Origin of the sequence: Serratia sp. AKBS12 (genome assembly GCF_024793895.1) — a bacterium.
Taxonomy (GTDB): Bacteria; Pseudomonadota; Gammaproteobacteria; order Enterobacterales; family Enterobacteriaceae; genus Serratia_F.
Genome location: NZ_JANUSB010000007.1, coordinates 117439 through 140351 on the forward strand (window position 1 = coordinate 117439; position 22913 = coordinate 140351).

Here is a 22913-nt window from a genome sequence, read left to right on the forward strand (position 1 = left end):
ATGAGCACAGCAGCCCATTCACTTTACAGCCAATTACCCGCCATCGATCGCCTGTTGCGCGAACCGACTATTGAACCGTTGGTCGCCGCCCATGGCCAGACGCTGGTCAGCGAACTGCTACGCCAGTTGCAGGCGCAGGCGCGCGCAGAAATAAAACAGCGCTCGCGATTGCCGGCGTGGTGTAACGACTGGCCACAGGCCTTGCAGGCGCGTCTGCATCAGCAGCGGCAATCGGCGATGAAAACGGTATTCAATCTCAGCGGCACCGTATTGCACACCAACCTGGGGCGCGCGCAGCTGGCGCAGCCGGCCATCGAGGCCATTGAACGGGTGATGGGGGCGGCGGTGACGCTGGAATACGATCTGGACGGGGCCGGGCGCGGTCATCGCGATCGAGCGGTGGCGGATCTGCTGTGCCGGCTGACCGGCGCGGAAGATGCCTGCATCGTCAACAATAACGCGGCGGCGGTGCTGCTGATGCTGGCCGCGGTCACGCCTGGCAGGCAGGTGGTGGTATCGCGCGGCGAGCTGGTGGAAATCGGCGGGGCGTTCCGCATTCCGGACGTAATGCGCCAGGCCGGTTGCGACCTGGTGGAGGTCGGTACCACTAACCGTACCCACCTGAAGGATTACCGCAATGCCATCAATGAACGCACCGGCCTGCTGATGAAAGTACACACCAGCAACTACTGCATTCAGGGCTTTACCGCTGCGGTGGATGAGGCCGAACTGGCAGCGCTGGGGCAGCAGCACGGCATTGCCACCGCCACCGATCTGGGCAGCGGTTCGCTGATAGACATGACGCAGTACGGCCTGCCGGCGGAGCCGATGCCGCAGCGCCTGTTGGCGGCGGGCATCGATCTGGTGACCTTTTCCGGCGACAAGCTGCTCGGCGGCCCGCAGGCCGGGATCATCGTCGGCAAAAAAACCTTGATTGCCCAACTGCAACAACACCCGCTCAAGCGCGCGCTGCGCGTCGGCAAAATGACGCTGGCGGCGCTGGAAGCCACGCTGCGCCTCTATCTGCAACCCGAACTGCTGGCGCAACAGCTGCCGACGCTGCGTTTGCTGACCCGACCGCAACAGGAGATGCAACAGGCCGCGGAACGCCTGATGGCGGTGCTGACGCCGCGTTTCAGCGAGCAGTTTCTGCTGCGTGCCGAGCCGTGCTGGTCACAAATCGGCAGTGGTTCGTTGCCGGTCGATCGCCTGCCAAGCTATGCCCTGACCTTCGCCCCGCAGGACGGTCGCGGCGCCACGCTGGAACAGCTGGCCGAACGCTGGCGCGCGTTGCCGCAGCCGATTATTGGCCGTATCAATGACGGCAAGCTGTGGCTCGATTTACGTTGTCTGACGCACGAACAGGCGCTGGTCGAGGCGCTAAACTCATGATTATCGCCACCGCCGGCCATGTCGATCATGGCAAAACCACGTTATTACAGGCGATTACCGGCATCAACGCCGACCGGCTGCCGGAAGAAAAACGACGCGGTATGACCATCGATCTGGGTTATGCCTACTGGCCACAGCCCGATGGGCGGGTACTGGGATTTATCGACGTGCCGGGGCACGAAAAATTCCTCGGCAATATGCTGGCGGGTATTGGCGGTATCGATCATGCGCTGCTGGTGGTGGCCTGCGACGATGGCATCATGGCGCAAACGCGCGAGCATTTGGCGATCCTGCGTCTCAGCGGCCGGCCCCGGTTGACCGTGGCATTGACCAAGGCTGACCGGGTCGACCCGGCGCGAGTGGAGGAGGTGGCACAACGGGTCAGCGCCGAACTGGCGCAGCAAGGCTGGACGCAGACGCCGCTGTTTGTCACCGCTGCCACGCAGGACCGCGGCATTGAGGCGCTGCGCCAGCATTTACTGACGCTGGCACCGGCGCAGCATGCGTTAACGCGCCGTTTCCGGCTGGCGGTAGACCGCGCGTTCAGCGTCAAGGGCGCGGGCCTGGTGGTGACCGGCACCGCGCTGGGCGGCACGGTGGCGGTTGGCGATACGCTGTGGCTGACCGGCGCTGCGGTTGCGGTGCGGGTGCGCGGTTTGCATGCGCAGAACCAGGCGGCAGATCGGGCTCAGGCCGGGCAGCGCATTGCGCTGAACATTAGCGGCGACGTCAGCAGGGACGCGGTGGCACGCGGCGACTGGCTGGTGGCGCAGCGCCCGCCGCAGGCGGCGCAACGGCTACTGGTGGTACTGGAGCAGGATCGGCCGGTGCAGCACTGGCAACCGGTGCATGTGCATCATGCCGCCAGTCACACCACCGGTCGCGTATCGCTGTTACAGGCTCCTCTGGCCGAACTGATCCTGGATCGGCCGCTGTGGCTGGTTGAGGAGGACCGGCTGGTGCTACGAGATATCGGCGCTCGTGAAACCCTTGGCGCGGCGCGCGCGTTGACGCTGGCGGCACCGACGCGCGGCAAGCGGCGGCCGGAGTATCTGGCGTGGCTGGCGCAGCTGGCACAGACGCAGGACGACGCCCAGCGCCTGGCGCTGCAATTGCCGCAGGGGCCGCTGGATCTGGCGGCTTTTGCCTGGGCGCGACAACTGACGGACGCCGGGCTGGCGCAACTGCTGGCACAACAATCGCTGCTGAACGCCGACGGTATGGCGCTGGCGGCGGAAAACGCCCAACGTGCGCAACAGCAACTGTTGCAGGTGCTGGCCGATTATCATCAGCAGCATGGCGACCAGTTGGGTCTGGGGCGTGCCCGCTTGCGGCGCATGGCGTTGCCAACGCTGCCGGAACCGCTGGTGTTTTTGATGATCGAACGGCTGTTGGCGAGCGGCTTGCTGCGCAATACTCGCGGCTGGTTGCATCTGCCGGAGCACGGTCTGGCGTTCAGCGCATCGCAGCAGGCGCTGTGGCAGCGTATTGAACCCCTGTTCGCCGATCGGCCCTGGTGGGTGCGGGATCTGGCTGACGAGCTGGGCGAGGATCAACAACAGGTGCGCGCCACGCTGCGCAAAGCGGCACAGTTGGGCTATTTGACGGCGGTGGTGGTCGATCGCTATTACCACAGCCAGCGCATTGAACAATTCGCCGCCTTGATCCGCGAATTGCACGCCAGTCAGGGCAGTACCTGTGCGGCAGATTTCCGCGATCGGCTCGGCGTGGGCCGTAAACTGGCGATCCAGATATTGGAGTTTTTCGACCGTAGCGGTTTCACCCGCCGCAAAGGCAATCAGCATCTGCTGCGCGATAGCGGGCTGTTTGGCGGCTAACCGCCTGCCGTCATTCCCTGGCGGCCACCTCCCTCCCAGCCCTGCTTATCAAGCCGGGCACCGGTTTGCCACCCCCTGCCGAAAGGCGTTTATTCTAGGATTATGCTGATTTTTTCGCCGCCGATATCGCCCGGTAGCGTTGTTTTATAAGCATTATTTTAACAATGTCATAACCACATCGTGACAATCATGGTTGTTCTTGGCCAACGCTTGCGGCTAAAGTGACGCTGCGCGCGCGCGGGGAGTTCTGCCCGTTACGTGCTGATTTCATTCGATAGATGCATTACCACACTTATTAAGCACATTCATTAACCCGCGGTCCAAGGGCGCATGACATGAAGATTATTAAGCCGTTGCGTCTGAGCGTATTACATCGGCCTTTCCGTTTTCAGGGTAAAAACCATCTTGGCGTTTCGGTAATCGCACTGCTGGATATGGGGCCGACGCCGCAGCTGCGCCCGGAAGTGGAGCTGTGGCAACTGGCGGCGGCGGAATTGCAGGCCAGCGGCGGCGTCATCGATCTGGCGATGCCCAAGGCACGCGCTGAATTCCTCGCCACCGGCCACGCCTATACCCACCATCAGACAGAAAAGACCGCCTGCGCGGTACGTATCGACGTCGAAAGGCTGAGCAAGAGCCTGACGGTGTATGGCGATCGCTTCTGGTCTGGATCGCAACCAACGCCGCCGCGCAGGTTTGACGCGATGCGCCTCGACTGGAGCCGTGCTTTTGGCGGCGCGGGCCATGAGGAAAACCCGCATGGCATTGGCGCTAGCGAAGAGCGGCACAACGGTACTGCCTATCGACGCCTGCCGAATATCGAGTCACAACATGCCCGCATGACGTCACCGCGCCAACAGCCGGAGCCGATGAGCTTTGGACCGCTGGACATCAGTTGGCCGCGCCGTAGCAAACGCCTGGGCAAGGCTTATGATGCCAACTGGCTGAAACAGGATTTCCCCGGTTTGGCACGCGACGCCGACTGGCGCGTGTTCAACGCTGCCAGCCCGGACCAGTGGTGGCCGGACCAGGACGCGCTGCCGCCTGAGGCCGCATGGCGCATCTGGAACATGCATCCGACCAGGCCGCAGCAGAGCGGAACCTTACCGCCGTGGCAGGCGCGTTGCTTTATCAATCGCCAGCGCGGTGATGAGACGCTGTTTGAGGAAATGACGCTGCGTGCCACCACCGTGTGGTTCTTCCCGCACCTTGAACAGATGATATTGATCTGGCAGGGCAGTCAACGAATTAACCAGGACGACGCCGCAGACGTGCTGCAACTGATGCCGGCACTGGAAAAAACCGGCGCCAGCCGTTCGCTCAACCATTATCGCAAAGTGCTGACCCAGCGTCTGGACAAGGGAAAGGGAGCGCTGTTCGCCTTCCGGGAAAAGGATCTGCTGCCCGCTGAGGCGATAGGCCCGTGGATTGACAGCGAGGTGCAGCAGCACGACAGCCCGATGCAGGACAACATGCAGCGGCGGGTCAGCCGGCTGCGCGATCTGCATCGCGCCAGACTTGAAGCTAGCGGCAGCGATAGCGATATTGATGCGTTGCTGGCGCAGTGCCCGGCGCCGCCAATGCCCACGCTGGATGAACTGCCGGCGTTTGTCGAGGCGCTGGAGCGCCAGGCTGACGAACTGCAGGCGCAGGCCGCGGCGCGCAAAGCCGAGATGGAAAGCCGGCGTGGAGTGAGGCCGGACGACGGGCCGCGCGGCCCGGAGTCGATGTACCGTATGCAGGAACTGTTGCATCAGCATGCGGACAGCATGACGGCAAAAAAACTGGCGCAAAGCCGCGAGTCGCTGCACCGCATGTACCTGATGGCGGTACAGCACCAGCCGCCGGCGTTGCGTATGGCTGGCGACATGGCTCTGATTATGCGTCAGCGCGCGCAAACTACCCTGGCACAGGGTGGCGACTTTAGCGGGCTGGATTTCACCGGTGCCGATTTTTCCGGCATGGATTTTCGCGGTGCCAATTTCCGTCAGGCGTTACTGGAAAACGCCAATCTCAGCGGTTGTCAACTGGACGGTGCCGACTTCAGCGACGCCATGCTGGCACGGGCCGACCTGCGCCACAGTTCGCTGCGTGGCTGCAATCTGCAAAAAGCCAGCCTGGCGCTGGCCCAGTGCCAACAGACCGATTTTAGCGGCGCTGACCTGAGCGAAGCCCAACTGGATAATGCCCTGTTTGAACGGTGCGATTTTAGCGATGCGACCTTGAAGACGCTGATACTGCGTCAGGTCGGCATCAGCCACTGCCGTTTCCAGCGTGCCACGTTGGAGGGCTGCGTGTTTATCGGCCTGACGCTGCCACAGCCCGACTTCAGCGCGGCAAAACTGCATAAAACGGTGTTCCAGCAGTGCGAATTGCAGGCTGCGCTGTTCAATGACGCGCGGCTGGAGAGCTGTAACTGGGTCGCCAGCGCACTGCCGCAGGCACAGTTTAACGGCGCGACGCTGCTGACCTGCGCGGTGGTGATGGACAGCGACCTGAGTGGTGCGGATTTCGGTAACGCGACGCTTATCGAAAGCAACCTGCGTCAGGCGTCGCTGGCGGGGGCAGATTTTAGCCTGGCGAAGTTGGAAAACAGCGATCTCAGCGAAGCCAACTGCCAGCGGGCGTCGTTCATCCGTGCCAATCTGGCCGGTAGCCTGTTTATTCGCACCGACTTCCGCCAGGCAAATTTCACCAACGCCAATCTGATGGGCGCGCTGCTGCAGAAAACCCAACTGGGCGGTGCCGACTTCACCGGCGCCAACCTGTTCCGCGCCGATTTGTCACAATCTTTCACTACCATGACCACGCGGTTGGATAACGCCTATACCCAGCGGGTGAAAACGCTGCCGAAGCATGACGGGGAACGGATATGACGATGCTGAGTGCGGCCGAGCTACAGCAGAAAATAAAAAACGGCGAGATGATTGACGCCTGCTGCCTGGATGGCCTGGATCTGCAAGGGTGCGATCTGTCTGGCGGTGTTTTTCAGCAGGTGTCGCTGAACGGGGTAAACCTGCGGGCGGCGAACCTGCATGAGACGGTGTTCAACGAATGCGTGTTGCAGGGCGCGACGCTGAGCGGCGCCAACCTGCGGCAAACGGTGTTTCACGACTGCGATCTGTCGCGGCTGCAGGTTGGCGATAGCCTGCTGGCGCAGTGCATCTTTAACCAGTGTGCGCTTGATGGCAGTGATTTTTCCCGCAGCCGGTGCGACATCACCCAGTTCATGCAGTGCCCACTGCAACACAGCCGTTTCAGCCAGGCGCGGCTGGAGCGTACTACCTTCTTCGAATGCGTGCTGGATGAGGCGCAGTTGGAGCAATGCCATTGCCTGCTGACCACCTTCTATGCCATCGATCTGCGTACCGCCTGTCTGCACCACGGCCAATTTGAGCAGACGGTATTCTTTAACTGCGATCATCGCGGTAAAAGCTATGCGCAGCAGCGCTTTAGCGGCTGTCAGTTTACCGATAACCGGCTGGATGAGGTGGATTTCAGCGGCGCTCAGCTGACGCAATGCAATTTTAAGGGCGCGTCGCTGCGCAAGGCGCGGTTGTGCAAGGTGAATGCCAGCCAGGCGCTGTTTATGGGCGCAGATCTTACCGGTACGCACTGTCAGGACAGCCTGTTCGATCAGGCGCTGTTGGTCGGCGCGGTGCTGCGGCAGGCCGACTTTGCCCATAGCCGCCTGTTCCAGAGCGTACTGCAGCAGGCGAACGCCGAGGAGGCCCGCTTTGTCGGCTGCGATTTGACCTACAGCGACTTTTCCGGTGCGCTGCTGTCGCGCGCCGATTTCCGCAGTGCCCGTTTTTCCCGCACCCGTTTCCACCGGGCGCAGCAGGAAGGGGCGCGTTTTTCCGACCGTCGGGGCATCCTCGACTATGATGAAGAGTTATTGGCCGCAGAGGCCTGGAGCATTCAGCATCAGAGCCGCCGTTAAGGAGAGAGTCGATGAACAATATCAACCATAAGCTGGTGCAGGCGGTGACGCCGCCGCTACAGAGCGCGGGGGTAGTGACCCACTGTTTTTCCAACGGCAGCCTGAGCGTGGAAAGCGAAGGGCGCGGCTGGCACTGTCAGCGCGCGGCCAGCTGCGTGATTGCGCCGCAGGCCGGCGACCGGGTGCTGATCGCCGGCGTAGACAATCAGGTGTGGTTGCTGGCAGTGCTGGAGCGCGCCAATTCGACGGCGGCGGAACTGAGCGTGCCGGGCGATCTGCATATTCGCAGCGCCGGCGAGATCAGCCTCAGCAGCGAAACGTTGCGCGTCAGCGCCAGCCAGGGTGACTGCCATATCAACGACATGCAGTACAGTGGCGACAAGCTTTCCGCCTGGGTCAGTCTGTCGCGCACGGTGGGCAAACATGCCGAATCGGTCTGGCAGACCATCACCCAGGTCAGCCATAACCTGCTGCGTACCACGCGGCAGACCGAGCAGGTGCGCGCCGGTCAACTGGATATGCAGGCCGACGGCTATGCACGCCTGCACGCGCAAAATACCGTGATCACGTCGACGGCCATCACCAAAGTGGATGCCGAACAGATCCATATGGGATAAGGAGTATACGATGTTTGCCAACTGCCAACTGATGGGTATGGATTTGGCGTTTCCCGATGTCTGCCTGACGCCGACCCCCACCCCTACGCCGATCCCCTACCCGGATATCGCGCTTGGGCCGACCGCCATCCCCAACGCGCTGAACATTCTGTTTATGGGCATGCCGGCGCATAACATGGCCACCGTGACGCCGCTGACCAACGGTGATAACCCAGGCGTTGCCACCGGCGTGGCATCCGGCACGGTAATGGGGCCATCGCGCCATCTCACCGGCTCCTTTACCGTGCTGCTAAAAGGCACGCCGGCCACGCGTCTGACCAGCGTCAGCCTGCAAAATTCGACCAATGCCGTCGGGATGCGCACCGTCCCCAGCCAGTTCAAGGTGCTGATGCTGGCGCCCTGAGTGCCACAGTAAAACATTGCAATCCAGTCATAGGGATGAAGCCCATGTTTGACCGTATCACCGTGACCACGCCGGCAGGCGGCGGCGCACTGAAATTCTGGAAGCTGAGCGGAACGGAAGGCGTTTCGCGCTCGTTTGAACTGAACGTGACGCTGCTCAGCAGCGATGCCCGACTCGATCGCCGGGCGATGCTCGGTCAGCCGATGACGCTGACCATTCCTACCCAGCGGCTGCTGGCAGCACCGCGTTACCTCAACGGCAAGATCACCTCGGTGAATGTGCACAGCGCGGATATCAACGGCGAGCGTTACGCCGTCTATACGCTGACGATGGAATCGGATCTGTGGCCGTTGAAGCGGGACCGCAACCAGCGCATATTTCAGAATCAGAGCGTGCCGGAGATTGTCAAAACGCTGCTCGACGAATACGGCGTGCAATTGGAAAGCCAGCTGTCCGGCAGCTACCGTAACTGGGAATACTGCGTGCAGTATCAGGAAAGCAGCTATGACTTCATTTCGCGACTGATGGAGTTGGAAGGCATTTATTTCTTCTTCCGCCATCAGGCGGATAAACACACGCTGGTGCTGTATGACGCCCCCCAGCAGCACCGGCCGTTTAGCGGTTATGAAACCATTCCCTACCATGCCACGCCGTCCGGCGGCAGTACCGGCGAGGAAGGCATCGGCCAGTGGGCTATCTCCGAGCGGGTGACGCCTGGGATCTACAGCATCGACGATTACGATTTTCGCAAACCCCACGCATGGCTGTTTCAGGCGCGGCAGAACCCCGCCTCGCCGGCGCCGGGCCAGATTGACTACTACGACTGGCCGGGTCACTTCGTTGAGCACAGCCATGGCGAATTCTATGCCCGGGTGCGCCAGGAGGAGTGGCAGGCGGAGCACCAGCGCATTGACGCCACTGCCACCGCGCTCGGCATCGTGCCGGGCTGCACCTTTACCCTGACCAACCCGCCCTTTGTCAGCGACGGCGGCGAGTATCTGGTGCTGAGTGCACGCTATGAGCTGGAGGAAAACAGCTATGCCAGCGGTGGTGAGGATGCGCTGCACCGAATTGACTTGGCGGTGATCCCGGCGGCCACGCCGTTCCGTTGCGCGCAGCGCACGCCATGGCCGCGCACCCACGGCCCGCAGACGGCCAGGGTAGTGGGGCCGCAGGGCGAATCCATCTGGACCGACAGATACGGCCGGATCAAGGTAAAGTTCCACTGGGACCGTCTGGCAAAAGGGGATGACACCAGTTCGTGCTGGGTACGGGTATCCAGCGCCTGGGCCGGTCAGGGCTTCGGCGGCGTGCAGATCCCGCGCGTCGGCGACGAGGTGGTGATCGACTTTATCAACGGCGATCCGGATCGGCCGATCGTCACCGGTCGGGTATATAACGAAGCGAGCATGCCGCCGTGGGCGTTGCCCGCTGGCGCCACCATGATGGGCTTTATGACGCGTTCGAAAGACGGTCACATCGACAACTCCAGCCACCTGTTCTTCGAAGACAAGGCAGGGTCGGAGCTGGTGCAGTTGCACGCCGAAAAAGACATGAACATTTCGGTGGAAAACGATCAAACGGTCACCGTGGACGGCAATCGCACCACCACCATCCAGAAACAGCAGAAGGATGAGGTGTTTGGCAACGCCATCTTCGACTATCACGGCACGCGCACCACCACCGTCGATCGGCTGGAAAGCAAAACCTTCAAACAGGGCGAAAAGGTCACCATTACCAACGGGCGCAACGCCGAAGTGACCAGCGGCGGGGAGAACGTCAAGGTGACCGGCAAGCGTTTTGCCGAAACGGTGGGCGAAGAGGAACATCACGTTTCGCAAAAAGTGACGCGCAAATACGGCGCCGGCATGGATTCATACCTGACCGGCGATCGCTATGACGAAATTACCGGCAAGCGCCATAACGTCGTCACCCAGGACGTCACCGAGGAACTCAAGGGCAACCTGACGCAGACCATCAGCAAAAATACCGACACGCACATTGTCGGCACCTGGACGCAAACCGTCGACGGTGGCGTGACCATTACCTCACCAAAGAAAATCACCATCGACAGTGCGGAAAAAGTCAGCATCAAGACGCCGGCGGCGTTTGAATACAAGGATCATAAGGAAACCGCGTCAATGTTCTCGTTTGATTTCACGGCGGCAAAAGTGGTGACCGAAGGCTATTCGATGAGCGTAACCGCCAGTGGCAAGCTCGGGCTGACCAACATCAAGTTCGACAAGACGGCCTTTGACCTGTCGACCAGCGAAGGGCGGGTGGAATTCGTTAACGCAATGGCACACGTCGGGCAGATAATGTCGTCGTTTAACGGTCTGACCATGTTCAGTTGAGGAACGCATTGATGAAGTTTGCGATTTTGATTTCGGTGATTATTTTTGCGGGTTTTTTTGGCTATCTGGCCCATCTTTTTTACCGCGATCACAAGATAGAGACGCAGGGGCGCACTCTGCAGGCGCGGGTAGACGAGGTGCATTACCGCAGTTCCAACGATAACGGCACCGTCAATATCCGCTATCGGCTGTCATGGCAGGAGGAGGGGATTAGCCGGGAAGTGGAAGGCAAGGACACCATACCGGCTTTTTACTCCTCAAAAGTGCAGCAAGGCAGTGAGGTGACGATTAAATACCTGGATGACGAGCATATTACGTTTGTGTTTGATAAACGCCGTTAAGCCGAATCCGATATTGCGTTTTTGACTTGTCGCCCGCTTTGGCACCCTATACCCTGCGTGGTTAATTTGTTGACGTTAAACACCATACAAGGGCGGGGATGAGCAATAAAATAGGCTGGATCGATAACCTGCGTGCGATAGCATGCATGATGGTGGTGATGATCCATGCCACCACCTATTACGTGACCAACCCGCTGACGGTGGCGCCGTCGGTGTGGGACAGTGCCAACCTGTTGAATTCCCTCTCGCGCGTTGCCGTACCGCTGTTCTTCATGATCTCCGGCTTTCTGTTTTTTGGCGAGCGCAGCGCCAACCGCAAGCATTTTGTACGCATCGGTTGCTGCATCCTGTTCTATAGCATCATTGCGTTGATTTATATCGCCTTTTTTACCAAAATCGGCTTTTGGCCATCGCTGCGCAGCCTACTGCTGAAGCCGGTGTTTTATCACCTGTGGTTTTTTTATGCCATCGTGGTGATTTACCTGCTTTCGCCGCTGATTAGCGTCAAAGCGGTTTCTGGCGGTTATCTGGCGACCGCCATGGTGATCCTGGCGGTAGTCGCCAACCCGAACACCCCGACGCTGAACGTCGATAATGTACGCCTGCTGCCGGTGAATCTCTATATCCACGGCGACACCTTTTACTACCTGCTGTACGCGCTGGCGGGCCGGGCGATTGGCATGATGACCACGCAATACCGTGGGATTAGCGCCCTGGCGCTGGCGGCGTTCGTCGCCAGCGTGACGTTGATCGTATTTGGCACCGGGCACCAGACGCAGATTAACGGTAACTTTGCCGCTACCTATTACATCTACAGCGGCCCGCTGGTATTTATCGCCGCGCTATCAATGCTGGTGTGGTGCAAAAACTGCCTGTCGCAGCCGGTTGGCTGGTTAAGCGTCTTTTCCCGGCATTCGCTGGCGATATACGGTTTTCATGCCATTATCGTCAACGTTATGCGTAACCAGGGCTGGGTCATCAGTGACTACCCGCTACTGGATATTCTGTGGGTGTTTGGCGTTGCGCTCGGTCTGAGCCTGCTGCTGTCCATCGGCCTGCAAACGCTGGACAAGCGCCGGTTGGTGTCATGAGGGCGGGTGGACAGCGGCAGCTGCGCCGATAGCCGCCCAGGCACGCCGGCGCAGCCGGATTACGCCTTGTCGAGACTGCCGTACACCAGACGCCCTTGATGGAAGGTGGCGCTGCGTGGCGGCAAGCGCGCGACCGCTTCGGCGGAGCAGCTGGCGTTGACCAGCACGAAACCGGCTTCATCTCCTACCTGCGGCCAGACGCGTTGACCTGCGTCGTTCAGCGGCAATACATTGCCGGTGGCGATCGCCATGGCGCGTGACAGGTGATACTCATCCGAGCCGCGATACAGCTGGGCATACAGATTGGCCTTTTCCAACATATCGCCGCTGCCGAACGGAGACCAGTGATCGATCACGCTGTCGGTTCCGGTCATCACAAATACCCCTTTCTCCGACAGCTGGGGCAGCGGCATCATCAGGCTGCCGATTGGCACCGTGGAGGCGATGGTAATCTGCTGGGCCGCCAGGCGAGCGGCGGTTTCCGCCAATTGCCCCGGATTGAGAGTGGTCAGTGCGAAGGCGTGGCTGATGGTAACCTTGCCGCGCAGCGCCGGGTTTTTTTCTACGCTGGCGATCATGTAATCGATCGCCGCCACGCCGGCCGGGCTGGTTTCGTGCAGGTGAATATCCACGCCCTTGCCGCTGTCGAGGGCGATCTGGAACATGGCATCCAGCGACTTTTCCATTGCGCCGTCGACGTTGGTCGGATCCAGACCGCCAACGTACTGCACGCCCATCTGCATGGCTTCACGCATCAGGCCGTCAACCTTGGAGTGCAGCAGGCCGTGCTGCGGGAAGGCGACGATTTCACAGCTGAAGTCGTCGCGGTGCTTTTCCAGCGCGCGTTGCAGGTGTTCCAGGCTTTTCAGCCCACTGACCGGGTCGATGTTGCAGTGGCTGCGTGCGACGCTGCTGCCTTTTGATTGCAGCAGCGCGATCAGCCCTTCGGCCCGTTGCTGCGAAGTTGGCAATAACGTTGGGATCAGTTTTTGTTCCAACGCAATCATATCCATGATGGTTTTGCCCTGACGCGGGCGCGGTGCCTGCCACGGACCCCCGTAGAAGGTTTTGTCAAGATGGATATGCATGTCGCGCATGGCCGGCAGCAGTAGCAGACCGTTGGCCTGATAGCGTGGCAGTGCGCCGTCGAGTTGCGCATTGGCCGGGTGAATCGCGGTAATCTTGCCGTCGTTGATTTCCAGCGTGTACAGCGCGGTACGGGTACCGATCACCGTATCGCCGTCGTATTCGAAGCCGTCTTCCAGCCGGACATTGCTCAGCAGGTAATGGCGCGCGCTCAGCGGCGTCGGCGTGGCCGGCGCTGCACCGTGGGCGGCGGTTGGCTCGGCAGCGTGAGCGACGCCGCCGGTCAGGCCAATCACCGCACAGGCGGTGGTGATCTTCCCGGTTTGCGCAAGGAAAGCTCTACGGCTTTGTTGGGTATTTTCCACGTTCAGTTCCTTAATCCAGAGGTGAAGTGCTGCAAATACAGCCACTAATCTAAGAAAGGAACGCGCCGGTTGGCAGTGACATTTACCACTGGTGATTATTCGATTTGGCAATGATAGGTTACGCCCGCCGCTCGGCAACCGCCTCGCGCGAGGCGGGCGCTGGCAGAGGCAGGGCGGCGATACGACCCTACCTCTGCCCCGTGCGGTTACATCAACGGCAACAGGCAGCGGTACAGTTGGCGAAAGGTGTCGCGCCGTGCGGTATAGTGCTGATGGCGTTCGGCATCCGGCGTGTGGATCTGCTCCAGCGGCAGTACGGGTAACAGCTCGGCCAGCGGACGCTGCGGATTGAGCGCGATCTGCGCCAGCCGTGCTGCGCCAAGCGCCGGGCCGACGTCGCCGCCGGTACGGTATTCCAGACGCTGGCCGCTGATGTCTGCCAGCATTTGCCGCCAGAACGGGCTGCGCGCGCCACCACCAATCAGCGTAACGCTGTCGGGCCGCAGGCCGCTGGCATGCAGTACATCCATGCCGTCAGCCAATGCGAAACCGACGCCCTCCAGTACCGCGCGTGCCAAATCGTTCGGCCCATGCTGGTGAGTCAGCCCCCAGAAAACGCCCTTGGCGTTCGGATTGTTGTGCGGGGTACGCTCGCCAGACAGGTACGGCAGGAACCAGACTGGCGTTGCCGGCGGTGGCGCCTGTTCGACGTTGCGCAGCAGCGTGGCAACATCGTCAACTCTGGTCAACTGGCATACCCAGTCGAGACACGAAGCGGCGCTGAGCATCACCGACATCAGATGCCAGCGCTCGGGTAACGCGTGGCAGAAGCTGTGCACCGCGCTGGTCGGGTTGCTGAGAAAGCCGTCACTAACGGCGAAATAGACGCCAGAGGTACCGAGCGACAGCATCGCCTGCCCGGGTTGATACAGCCCCACGCCGATGGCACCGGCCGCATTGTCGCCGCCACCGGCCACTACCGGCACCGGCGGTAACTGCCAGCGTTGTGCCAGCTCGCCGTGCAGTTGCCCGGTTTGCTGGTTGCCCTCGACCAAGGTCGGCATCTGCTGGCGGCTCAGGCCACAGGCGGCCAGCAACTCGTCGCTCCAGTCGCGACGGGCGACGTCCAGCCACAGGGTGCCTGCCGCATCGGACATGTCGCTGGCGAACTCACCGGTCATGCGCCAGCGCAGATAATCCTTTGGCAATAGCACCTTATCAATCTGCACGAAGATCTGCGGCTCGTGCTGCTGCACCCACAGCAATTTTGGTGCGGTAAATCCGGGCATCATCAGATTGCCGGTGATGGCGCGCGAGTGCGGCACCGCACGCTCCAGCGCCTGGCACTGCTCGGCACTGCGGCCGTCATTCCATAACATGGCCGGGCGCAGCACCTGCTGCTGCCTGTCCAGCAGGGTGGCACCGTGCATCTGACCGGTCAGACCGATGGCCCGCACCTGTTGCAGCGTGTGCTGGCTGCCGAGCGCCAGCATGGCGCGATCGGTGGCGTGCCACCAGTCCTGCGGATCCTGCTCTGACCACAGCGGCTGCGGGCGGGAAACCGTCAGCGCCTCGCTGTGGCTGGCCAGCAGTTGTCCCTGCTCATCGAGCAGAATGGCCTTCACGCCGGAGGTGCCGAGATCGATGCCAATGTACATAGGAGATCCTTTTGATTAACGGCGGCCGCCTGGCCGCCGCGTGTCGCCAATTAACCGAACAGGTAACGGTTTACCAGATTTTCATACAGCTCCTGATGCCCGCTGCGGTGTTCCGGTGCCAGATTATGCTGTTCGGCGTACTTCGCCAAGGCTTCCAGCGACAGTTTGCCCTGCAGGATCTGCTGACCCAGTTCGCCGTTCCAGCCGGCATAGCGTTTGCCGACCTGTTGATGCAGTTGGCCGTCTTCGACCATTTTTGCCGCCACCTTCAACGCCAGTGCCATGGTGTCCATGGCGCCGATATGGCCGTAGAACAGATCATATTTATCGGTGCTCTGACGGCGAACCTTGGCGTCGAAGTTCAGCCCGCCGGTAGTGAAGCCGCCAGCTTTGAGAATTTCGAACATCACCAGGGCGTTTTCTTCCACGCTGTTCGGGAACTGATCGGTATCCCAGCCCAGCTGCGGATCGCCGCGGTTGGCGTCGACCGAACCGAAGATGCCGAGCGCGATGGCGCTGGCGATCTCATGATGGAACGAGTGGCCGGCCAGCGTGGCGTGGTTGGCTTCGATATTGACCTTGATTTCTTTTTCCAGCCCGAACTGCTTGAGGAAGCCGTACACCGTTGCCACGTCGTAGTCATACTGATGCTTGGTCGGCTCCTGCGGTTTGGGTTCGATCAGCAGCGTGCCCTGGAAACCGGTTTTGTGTTTGTGCTCGACTACCATCTGCATGAAGCGGCCAATCTGTTCACGCTCCTGACGCAGATCGGTATTTAGCAGGGTTTCGTAGCCTTCGCGCCCGCCCCACAGCACGTAGTTTTCACCGCCGAGACGCTGTGTGGCGTTCATTGCGGTGAATACCTGGGTGGCGGCCCAACTGAACACTTCCGGATCCGGATTGGTGGCGGCGCCGGCGCCGTAGCGCGGGTGGGTGAAGCAGTTGGCGGTGCCCCACAACAGTTTCACGCCGCTGCTGTGCTGTTTTTCCGCCAGTACATCGGTCATTAGCGCAAAGTTGTTGACGTACTCCTTCAGCGACGCGCCTTCCGGCGACACGTCCACGTCATGGAAGCAATAGAACGGCACGTTCAGCTTGTGAAAGAATTCGAAGGCAACATCGGCCTTGCGCTTCGCCAGCGCCAGTGCGTCACCCGGCTGTTGCCATGGGCGATCGAATGCGCCGACGCCAAACATGTCGGCGCCGTTCCAGCAGAAGGTGTGCCAGTAACAGGCGGCGAAGCGCAAGTGGTCGGCCATACGTTTGCCGAGGATGATTTCATCGGGGTTGTAATGGCGAAACGCCAGCGGATTGCTGCTGCCGGTGCCTTCGTAACGAACTTGTTCAAGCTGATCAAAATAGGGTTGCATTTTCGACTCCTTGGTAACGGGGCCCGGCGTACGGGATGCGTTAATCTTCGGAGTTCATGGCGTAGGTCACAATTACGTTATTTCACACTCAAATTCAGAGAATTATTAAATGTGCGGCGGATCTCATATTGAAGATTATTTTGACCTGGCTGGAATGCGTCAGACATTTCCATTTGCGGTGGTTGAATGTTACAGGGTTAAAACATGATCGCTATCATAAAACCAACATTAAACCAAAAATCGTAATTAGCAGGTAAAAATCAGTAATTGCCGAAGTACAGATAAGCGTCAACAATCCGCTGGACGTTAATCGATAAAAACGCCTTTCAATTATTGCCCTACAATTCAATAAAGAAGGTATATAAGATGAAATTTAAGCACTTATTCCTCTCTGCCTGCGCCATGCTGGTGCTGGCCAGCCAACCAGGATTCGCGAAAGAGATTAAAATCGGCATGGCTATCGACGACCTGCGTCTGGAGCGCTGGCAGAAAGATCGCGACATCTTTGTGAAAAAGGCCGAATCGCTGGGTGCAGACGTGTTTGTCCAGTCCGCCAATGGCAACGAAGAAACCCAAATGGCGCAGATTGAAAACATGATCAACCGCGGCGTCGACGTGCTGGTGATCATTCCCTATAACGGCCAGGTGCTGAGCAACGTCATCAGCGAAGCCAGGCGCGAAGGGATTAAAGTGCTGGCCTACGATCGCATGATCAACAACGCCGACATCGATTTTTATATCTCGTTCGATAACGAAAAAGTGGGCGAGTTGCAGGCTCGGAGCCTGGTTCAGCGGGTGCCGCAGGGTAACTATTTCCTGATGGGTGGTTCACCGGTGGACAATAACGCCAAACTGTTCCGTCAGGGGCAGATGAATGTGCTGAAACCGCTGATCGACAGCGGCAAGATCAAGGTGGTCGGCGATCAGTGGGTTGACGCCTGGCTGCCGGAAAATGCATTGAAAATCATGGAAAACGCCCTGACCGCCAACAACAACCATATTGATGCCGTGGTGGCCTCCAATGATGCTACCGCCGGTGGCGCGATTCAGGCGCTGTCTGCGCAGGGGCTGGCGGGCAAGGTGGCGATATCCGGTCAGGATGCCGATCTGGCAGCGGTGAAACGCATTATCGCCGGTACCCAGACCATGACGGTGTACAAACCTATCAGCAAACTGGCGGACGAAGCGGCCGGCATCGCGGTGCAATTGGGCAATGGTGAACAACCCAAATCCAACGCCAAATTAAATAATGGCAGCAAAGAGGTTCCAGCCTGGTTATTAACGCCAATTTCCGTCGATAAAACCAATATCGACAGCACCATTGTTGCCGATGGTTTCCATAAAAAGAGCGATCTCGATAAATAAACCGTATCGTGTCATTGCGCGGAGGTAATAATGCCCTGCCTATTGGAAATGAAAAATATCACCAAGCAATTCGGCGTAGTGAAAGCGGTCGACAATGTCAGCCTGCAACTGGATGCTGGCCAGGTATTATCATTATGTGGTGAGAATGGCTCGGGGAAATCGACTTTGATGAAAGTGCTGTGCGGAATATATCCGCACGGCAGTTATCAGGGCGAAATTTATTTTTCCGGCGATCTGATTACGGCGAAAAATATTCGCGATACCGAACAAAAGGGCATAGCCATCATTCACCAGGAACTGGCGCTGGTCAAACAGATGACGGTGCTGGAAAACATGTTTCTGGGCAGTGAATGGGGGCGTTTTGGCCTGATGGACTACGATGCCATGTACCTGCGCTGCCAACGGATGCTGGCGCAGGTCAAGCTGGCGGTGGATCCCGATACCCGCGTCGGTGAATTGGGGCTGGGCCAGCAGCAACTGGTGGAGATCGCCAAGGCGCTGAACAAACAGGTGCGATTGCTGGTGCTGGATGAACCGACCGCCTCACTGACCGAAAGCGAAACCGCGACGCTGCTGGCGATCATTCAGGATCTGCGGGATCACGGTATTGCCTGCATTTATATTTCGCACAAGTTGAACGAGGTCAAGGCGATTTCGGATCTGATCTGCGTGATCCGCGACGGTAAACCTATCGGTACCCGTTCGGCGGCGACCATGAGCGAGGACGACATTATCGCCATGATGGTGGGGCGCGAGCTGACCGAACTGTATCCACAGGTGCCGCACGACATTGGCGAGGTGGTATTGCAGGTTGATCAACTGACCGCCTGGCACCCGGTAAACCGGCATATCCGCCGGGTGAATGAGGTGTCTTTCACCCTGCGGCGTGGCGAGATCCTCGGGGTCGCCGGGCTGGTCGGCTCTGGCCGTACCGAAACCATGCAATGCCTGTTCGGCGCCTATCCCGGCCGCTGGCAGGGCAGCATTCGCATTGACGGCCAGGCGGTGACTATCGGTAATTGCCGTCAGGCGATGCGCCAGGGTATCGCCATGGTGCCGGAGGATCGCAAGCGGGACGGCATCGTGCCGGTGATGGGCGTCGGCGCCAATATCACGCTGGCGGCGCTGGGGCAGTTTAGCGGCCCGCTGTCGATGCTGGACGACGCGCAGGAACAGGCCACCATCCAGCAGTCGCTGGCGCGGCTGAAGGTAAAAACCGCCTCGGCGGAACTGGCGATCGGCCGCCTGAGCGGCGGCAATCAGCAAAAGGCGATCCTCGCCAAATGCCTGCTGTTAAAGCCGAAAATCCTGATCCTCGATGAGCCGACGCGCGGCATCGATATTGGAGCGAAATACGAAATCTACAAATTGATCAATCAGTTGGTTCAGCAGGGTATTGCGGTGATCGTGGTGTCTTCCGAACTGCCGGAAGTGCTGGGGTTGAGCGATCGGGTGCTGGTGATGCACGAGGGCAAGATCAAGGCCTCGCTGGAAAACCGTAATCTGACCCAGGAACAGGTCATGGAAGCCGCGTTGAGGAGTGAAAAGCATGTCGAAAAATACCCAGTCTGAAGCGAGCCTGCCACCAATGGTCGAGAAAAAATCGTTACTGCCACTCAAGTCGCTTAACCTGCAAGTCTTTGTGATGCTGGCGGCGATCCTGGTGATTATGCTGTTCTTTACCTTCACCACCGAGGGCGCCTATCTCAGCGCACGCAACATCTCCAACCTGCTGCGCCAGACGGCGATCACCGGCATTCTGGCGGTCGGCATGGTGTTCGTTATCGTGTCGGCGGAAATCGATCTGTCGGTTGGCTCAATGATGGGCTTGCTGGGCGGGGCCGCGGCGATCTTTGACGTCTGGCTCGGCTGGCCGCTGCCGTTGACCATCGTGGTCACCCTGCTCGCCGGTCTGCTGCTTGGCGCGTGGAACGGCTGGTGGGTGGCCTATCGCAAGGTGCCGTCGTTCATCGTCACGCTGGCCGGCATGCTGGCGTTTCGCGGCATTCTTATCGGCATCACCAACGGCACCACCGTGGCTCCGACCAGTGGCGCGATGTCGCAAATCGGCCAGAGTTATTTGCCGGATGGCCTGGGTTTTGGCTTTGGCGCGCTGGGTCTGATGCTGTTTGTCGCCTGGCAGTGGCGGCGGCGCAGTAAACGTGCGCAGTTGGGCCTGCCGGTCGCGGCGGCAGGGGGCGATGTGGCTCGGCAAAGTATTACCGCAGTGATTGTGCTTGGTGCGGTGTATTTGCTTAATGATTATCGCGGCGTGCCGACGCCGGTACTGATCCTGACGGCGTTGATGCTGGCGGGGATGTTTATGGCCACTCGCACCGCGTTTGGCCGGCGCATTTACGCCATCGGTGGCAATATCGACGCGGCGCGACTGTCGGGTGTGAACGTGGAGCGCACCAAACTGGCGGTGTTTGCCATCAACGGTCTGATGGTGGCGATAGCCGGCCTTATCCTCAGTTCGCGCTTGGGCGCCGGTTCACCTTCGGCAGGCAACATTGCCGAACTGGATGCCATCGCCGCCTGCGTGATCGGCGGCACCAGTCTGGCGGGCGGTATCGGCAGCGTGGCCGGGGCGGTGATGGGGGCGTTTATCATGGCGTCGCTGGATAACGGCATGAGCATGCTGGATGTGCCAACGTTTTGGCAATACATCGTAAAGGGCACCATCCTGCTGCTGGCGGTGTGGATGGACTCAGCGACCAAGCGCCGGGCATAAGCGCGCTACCTCACAAATCTTGCCGCATTTTTACTGCTCTCTGAACGGCTGTGCTATTCAGGGAGCAGCTTGTTTTTCGGGGAAAACACATGTTCGAAAAGCGTTACCGTATTACGTTGCTGTTCAACGCCAACAAAGTCTACGACCGGCAGGTGGTGGAGGGGGTTGGGGAGTATTTACAGGCATCGCAGTGTGATTGGGACATTTTCATCGAAGAGGATTTTCGCTGCCGTATCGATAACATCAAAGACTGGTTGGGCGACGGGGTGATCGCCGATTTCGACGATCGGGAAATCGAACAGCTATTGCATAACGTCGAGGTGCCGATCGTGGGGGTAGGCGGGTCCTATCACCGCGAGGAAGACTATCCACCGGTGCATTACATCGCCACCGACAACCATGCGCTGGTGGAAGCGGCGTTTATGCACCTGAAGGAAAAGGGTCTGAACCGTTTCGCGTTTTATGGCTTGCCGGCAGAAGGCGGCAAACGCTGGGCGCAGGAGCGCGAACACGCCTTCCGCCAATTGGTGGCGCAAGAGCAGTATCAGGGGGTGATCTACCAGGGGATGGCCACCGCGCCGGAAAACTGGCAATACGCCCAGAACCGGCTGGCGGATTGGGTACAGACCCTGCCGCAGCAAACCGGCATCATTGCCGTGACCGACGCGCGGGCGCGGCATTTACTGCAGGTCTGCGAACATCTGGATATCGCGGTGCCGGAAAAGCTGTGCGTGATCGGTATCGATAACGAAGAGCTGACGCGCTACCTGTCGCGCGTGGCGCTGTCGTCGGTGGCGCAGGGAACGCGCCAGATGGGCTATCGCGCCGCCAAACTGCTGCACCAGTTGCTTAATCAGCGCCAAATGCCGTTGCAGCGTATCCTGGTGCCGCCGATCAAGGTGATTGAGCGCCGCTCTACCGACTTCCGCTCACTGCGCGACCCGGCGGTGATCCAGGCGATGCATTACATCCGCCACCACGCCTGCAAGGGGATCAAGGTTGAACAGGTGCTGGATGCGGTCGGCATGTCGCGCTCCAATCTGGAAAAACGCTTCAAGGATGAAACCGGCCAGACCATCCATAACGTGATTCATGAGGAAAAACTCGATCGCGCGCGCAATCTGTTGACCGCCACGTCGTTGTCGATCAATGAGATATCGCAAATGTGCGGCTATCCGTCGTTGCAGTATTTTTACTCGGTATTCAAGAAAGGCTACGACATGACGCCGCGGGAATACCGCGAGAAATATGGCGAGGTGGGGTACTGAAACCGGCCCACGAGAGAATGCAGGTGTTAACGAAGAGGCTCGCCGATGGCGCATGATGATGTTGACATATGCCAGCGCCCTGGGCGGGGAGTCCGTCTTCAAACTGGCTGAACCGCCAGCAAAATATTACCAGTAGCCGACGCTCAAACCAGTTGGCAAAACGCTGTCAGTTGCTGCGCCAGCGCTTCGGTGGCGGGTGGCGCGCCGTCACGGTAATACAGCGCCAGTTCGAAGTCATTGATCGGCGGCAGGCCTTCGGCGACACCAAGGATGCGGTGGCTCGGCAACCGGCAACCGGCAGGCAGCAGCGTGACGCCAAGCCCTGCGGCGCTGGCGGCGGTGAGCGCCGCCAGGCTGGCGCTGCTGTAGCTTATCCGCCAGCGTTTACCGAGATTGTCCAATGCCTGACACAGTTGCTCACGGTACAGGCCGTTAAGCGGAAACACCGCCAGCGGTACCGGCGTTTGCTCAATGGCGGGAAACGCCTGGCTGTCCAGCCACAGTAGCGGCTCCGGGCGTGCGGCACGGGGGGGTTGGCTGCGGCGCTGTTTGACCAGAATCAGATCCAGTTCCTCGCGCGCATACGCATGGTGCAGATCGGCGCTCAAACCGCTGGTGACGTCTAGCCGCAGGTGTGGATGCTGGCGGCTGAACTGCGCCAGCAGTTGGGTGGTCGGCACGGCAAAATCCTCAGGCATGCCGAGCCGCAGTACGCCGTCGCGCCAGATACCGGTCAGTGCGTCGTGCGCTTCTTCGTTCAGCGCAATGATGCGCCGGGCATAACTGAGCAACTTCTCGCCTTCTTCGGTCAGCAATACTTGATGGGATGAACGCTCAAACAGCGGTTTACCGAGCATCTCCTCCAGCCGACGTACCTGCTGGCTAACGGTGGATTGCGAAAGAAACACCCGCTGCGCAGCACGCGTGAAGCTGCAGCTGTCGCACACCGCCACAAAGCTGAGCAGCAACTGCGGGTTGAACATCGGATAGCGATTCATTTTTCCACTACTGACCATTTTATTATTTAATTTCCCAATACTAATTGTCTTTTCTACAGTAGCGCAACCTCTGCGGCTGCGTGCGGATGG

The 22913-nt window shown here is 59.6% G+C and carries 17 protein-coding genes; 13 read left to right on the plus strand and 4 right to left on the minus strand.

Going from position 1 to position 22913, the window contains the following annotated elements; genetic code table 11:
• The 9 genes from selA (at position 1) to NYE85_RS05180 (ending at position 11979) form a co-directional block, all read left to right on the plus strand.
• Positions 1–1392, plus strand: coding sequence for an L-seryl-tRNA(Sec) selenium transferase (gene selA, locus NYE85_RS05140; RefSeq protein ID WP_259003515.1), 1392 nt, complete (start codon positions 1–3; stop codon positions 1390–1392).
• Positions 1389–3230: a selenocysteine-specific translation elongation factor gene (gene selB / locus NYE85_RS05145; protein WP_259003516.1), complete on the plus strand. Its 1842-nt coding sequence runs from the start codon at positions 1389–1391 to the stop codon at positions 3228–3230. The genes selA and selB overlap by 4 nt, the downstream gene beginning before the upstream one ends.
• A 335-nt stretch (positions 3231–3565) precedes the next feature.
• Positions 3566–6106, plus strand: a complete 2541-nt coding sequence (locus tag NYE85_RS05150; RefSeq protein WP_259003517.1) for a DUF2169 domain-containing protein — start codon at positions 3566–3568, stop codon at positions 6104–6106.
• Positions 6103–7173 carry a pentapeptide repeat-containing protein gene (locus NYE85_RS05155; RefSeq protein ID WP_259003518.1) on the plus strand — a complete coding sequence of 357 codons (1071 nt, stop codon included), beginning with the start codon at positions 6103–6105 and terminating at the stop codon, positions 7171–7173. Before NYE85_RS05150 ends, NYE85_RS05155 begins: the two co-directional genes overlap by 4 nt.
• Before the next feature lie 11 nt (positions 7174–7184).
• Entirely contained in the window at positions 7185–7790 is a 606-nt protein-coding gene (locus NYE85_RS05160; protein WP_259003519.1) for a DUF3540 domain-containing protein, read from the plus strand.
• A gap of 10 nt (positions 7791–7800) precedes the next feature.
• A complete protein-coding gene (locus NYE85_RS05165) occupies positions 7801–8193 on the plus strand; it encodes a DUF4150 domain-containing protein (protein ID WP_004957110.1) in 393 nt (130 codons plus the stop codon).
• Positions 8194–8237: 44 nt separating this feature from the next.
• The gene (locus NYE85_RS05170; RefSeq protein ID WP_259003520.1) at positions 8238–10547 is read left to right on the plus strand and encodes a type VI secretion system Vgr family protein; all 2310 of its coding nucleotides are present in this window, start codon (positions 8238–8240) and stop codon (positions 10545–10547) included.
• Positions 10548–10558: 11 nt separating this feature from the next.
• Positions 10559–10888, plus strand: coding sequence for a hypothetical protein (locus NYE85_RS05175; protein ID WP_259003521.1), 330 nt, complete (start codon positions 10559–10561; stop codon positions 10886–10888).
• Positions 10889–10986: 98 nt separating this feature from the next.
• The gene (locus tag NYE85_RS05180) at positions 10987–11979 is read left to right on the plus strand and encodes an acyltransferase (RefSeq protein ID WP_259003522.1); all 993 of its coding nucleotides are present in this window, start codon (positions 10987–10989) and stop codon (positions 11977–11979) included.
• 59 nt (positions 11980–12038) lie between these two features.
• Here the strand turns inward: NYE85_RS05180 and NYE85_RS05185 are convergent, their stop codons facing one another.
• The 3 genes from NYE85_RS05185 to xylA all read right to left on the minus strand — a co-directional run bounded on the left by NYE85_RS05185 (position 12039) and on the right by xylA (position 16458).
• On the minus strand, positions 12039–13430 hold the full coding sequence (locus NYE85_RS05185) for an amidohydrolase family protein (RefSeq protein WP_259003523.1): 1392 nt from the start codon (positions 13428–13430) through the stop codon (positions 12039–12041).
• A gap of 206 nt (positions 13431–13636) precedes the next feature.
• Positions 13637–15088, minus strand: coding sequence for a xylulokinase (xylB, locus tag NYE85_RS05190; protein WP_259003524.1), 1452 nt, complete (start codon positions 15086–15088; stop codon positions 13637–13639).
• Positions 15089–15138: 50 nt separating this feature from the next.
• Positions 15139–16458, minus strand: coding sequence for a xylose isomerase (gene xylA / locus NYE85_RS05195; protein ID WP_259003525.1), 1320 nt, complete (start codon positions 16456–16458; stop codon positions 15139–15141).
• 366 nt (positions 16459–16824) lie between these two features.
• Here xylA and xylF point away from each other — a divergent pair, with 366 nt between their 5' ends.
• The 4 genes from xylF to xylR all read left to right on the plus strand — a co-directional run bounded on the left by xylF (position 16825) and on the right by xylR (position 21825).
• On the plus strand, positions 16825–17823 hold the full coding sequence (gene xylF, locus NYE85_RS05200; protein WP_259003526.1) for a D-xylose ABC transporter substrate-binding protein: 999 nt from the start codon (positions 16825–16827) through the stop codon (positions 17821–17823).
• A 30-nt stretch (positions 17824–17853) separates the two neighbouring features.
• The gene (locus NYE85_RS05205; RefSeq protein ID WP_259003528.1) at positions 17854–19395 is read left to right on the plus strand and encodes a xylose ABC transporter ATP-binding protein; all 1542 of its coding nucleotides are present in this window, start codon (positions 17854–17856) and stop codon (positions 19393–19395) included.
• Complete coding sequence (gene xylH, locus NYE85_RS05210; protein WP_259003530.1) at positions 19373–20557, plus strand: xylose ABC transporter permease XylH; 1185 nt, start codon at positions 19373–19375, stop codon at positions 20555–20557. The genes NYE85_RS05205 and xylH overlap by 23 nt, the downstream gene beginning before the upstream one ends.
• Before the next feature lie 89 nt (positions 20558–20646).
• Positions 20647–21825, plus strand: coding sequence for a D-xylose utilization transcriptional activator XylR (gene xylR / locus NYE85_RS05215; RefSeq protein ID WP_259003531.1), 1179 nt, complete (start codon positions 20647–20649; stop codon positions 21823–21825).
• 143 nt (positions 21826–21968) lie between these two features.
• On the opposite strand, the gene NYE85_RS05220 is transcribed toward xylR, so the two are convergent.
• Complete coding sequence (locus NYE85_RS05220) at positions 21969–22823, minus strand: LysR substrate-binding domain-containing protein (RefSeq protein WP_259003532.1); 855 nt, start codon at positions 22821–22823, stop codon at positions 21969–21971.
• Positions 22824–22913 lie beyond the last annotated feature (90 nt).

Bases quoted from the DNA above. Each gene is read 5' to 3' on its own strand.
- NYE85_RS05175 (WP_259003521.1), top strand. From the start codon at position 10,559: ATGAAGTTTGCGATTTTGATTTCGGTGATTATTTTTGCGGGTTTTTTT.
- xylA (WP_259003525.1), bottom strand. From the start codon at position 16,458: ATGCAACCCTATTTTGATCAGCTTGAACAAGTTCGTTACGAAGGCACC.
- NYE85_RS05155 (WP_259003518.1), top strand. From the start codon at position 6,103: ATGACGATGCTGAGTGCGGCCGAGCTACAGCAGAAAATAAAAAACGGC.
- xylB (WP_259003524.1), bottom strand. From the start codon at position 15,088: ATGTACATTGGCATCGATCTCGGCACCTCCGGCGTGAAGGCCATTCTG.
- NYE85_RS05165 (WP_004957110.1), top strand. From the start codon at position 7,801: ATGTTTGCCAACTGCCAACTGATGGGTATGGATTTGGCGTTTCCCGAT.
- NYE85_RS05150 (WP_259003517.1), top strand. From the start codon at position 3,566: ATGAAGATTATTAAGCCGTTGCGTCTGAGCGTATTACATCGGCCTTTC.
- NYE85_RS05170 (WP_259003520.1), top strand. From the start codon at position 8,238: ATGTTTGACCGTATCACCGTGACCACGCCGGCAGGCGGCGGCGCACTG.
- NYE85_RS05180 (WP_259003522.1), top strand. From the start codon at position 10,987: ATGAGCAATAAAATAGGCTGGATCGATAACCTGCGTGCGATAGCATGC.
- xylR (WP_259003531.1), top strand. From the start codon at position 20,647: ATGTTCGAAAAGCGTTACCGTATTACGTTGCTGTTCAACGCCAACAAA.
- xylH (WP_259003530.1), top strand. From the start codon at position 19,373: ATGTCGAAAAATACCCAGTCTGAAGCGAGCCTGCCACCAATGGTCGAG.
- selA (WP_259003515.1), top strand. From the start codon at position 1: ATGAGCACAGCAGCCCATTCACTTTACAGCCAATTACCCGCCATCGAT.
- selB (WP_259003516.1), top strand. From the start codon at position 1,389: ATGATTATCGCCACCGCCGGCCATGTCGATCATGGCAAAACCACGTTA.
- NYE85_RS05160 (WP_259003519.1), top strand. From the start codon at position 7,185: ATGAACAATATCAACCATAAGCTGGTGCAGGCGGTGACGCCGCCGCTA.
- xylF (WP_259003526.1), top strand. From the start codon at position 16,825: ATGAAATTTAAGCACTTATTCCTCTCTGCCTGCGCCATGCTGGTGCTG.
- NYE85_RS05205 (WP_259003528.1), top strand. From the start codon at position 17,854: ATGCCCTGCCTATTGGAAATGAAAAATATCACCAAGCAATTCGGCGTA.
- NYE85_RS05220 (WP_259003532.1), bottom strand. From the start codon at position 22,823: ATGAATCGCTATCCGATGTTCAACCCGCAGTTGCTGCTCAGCTTTGTG.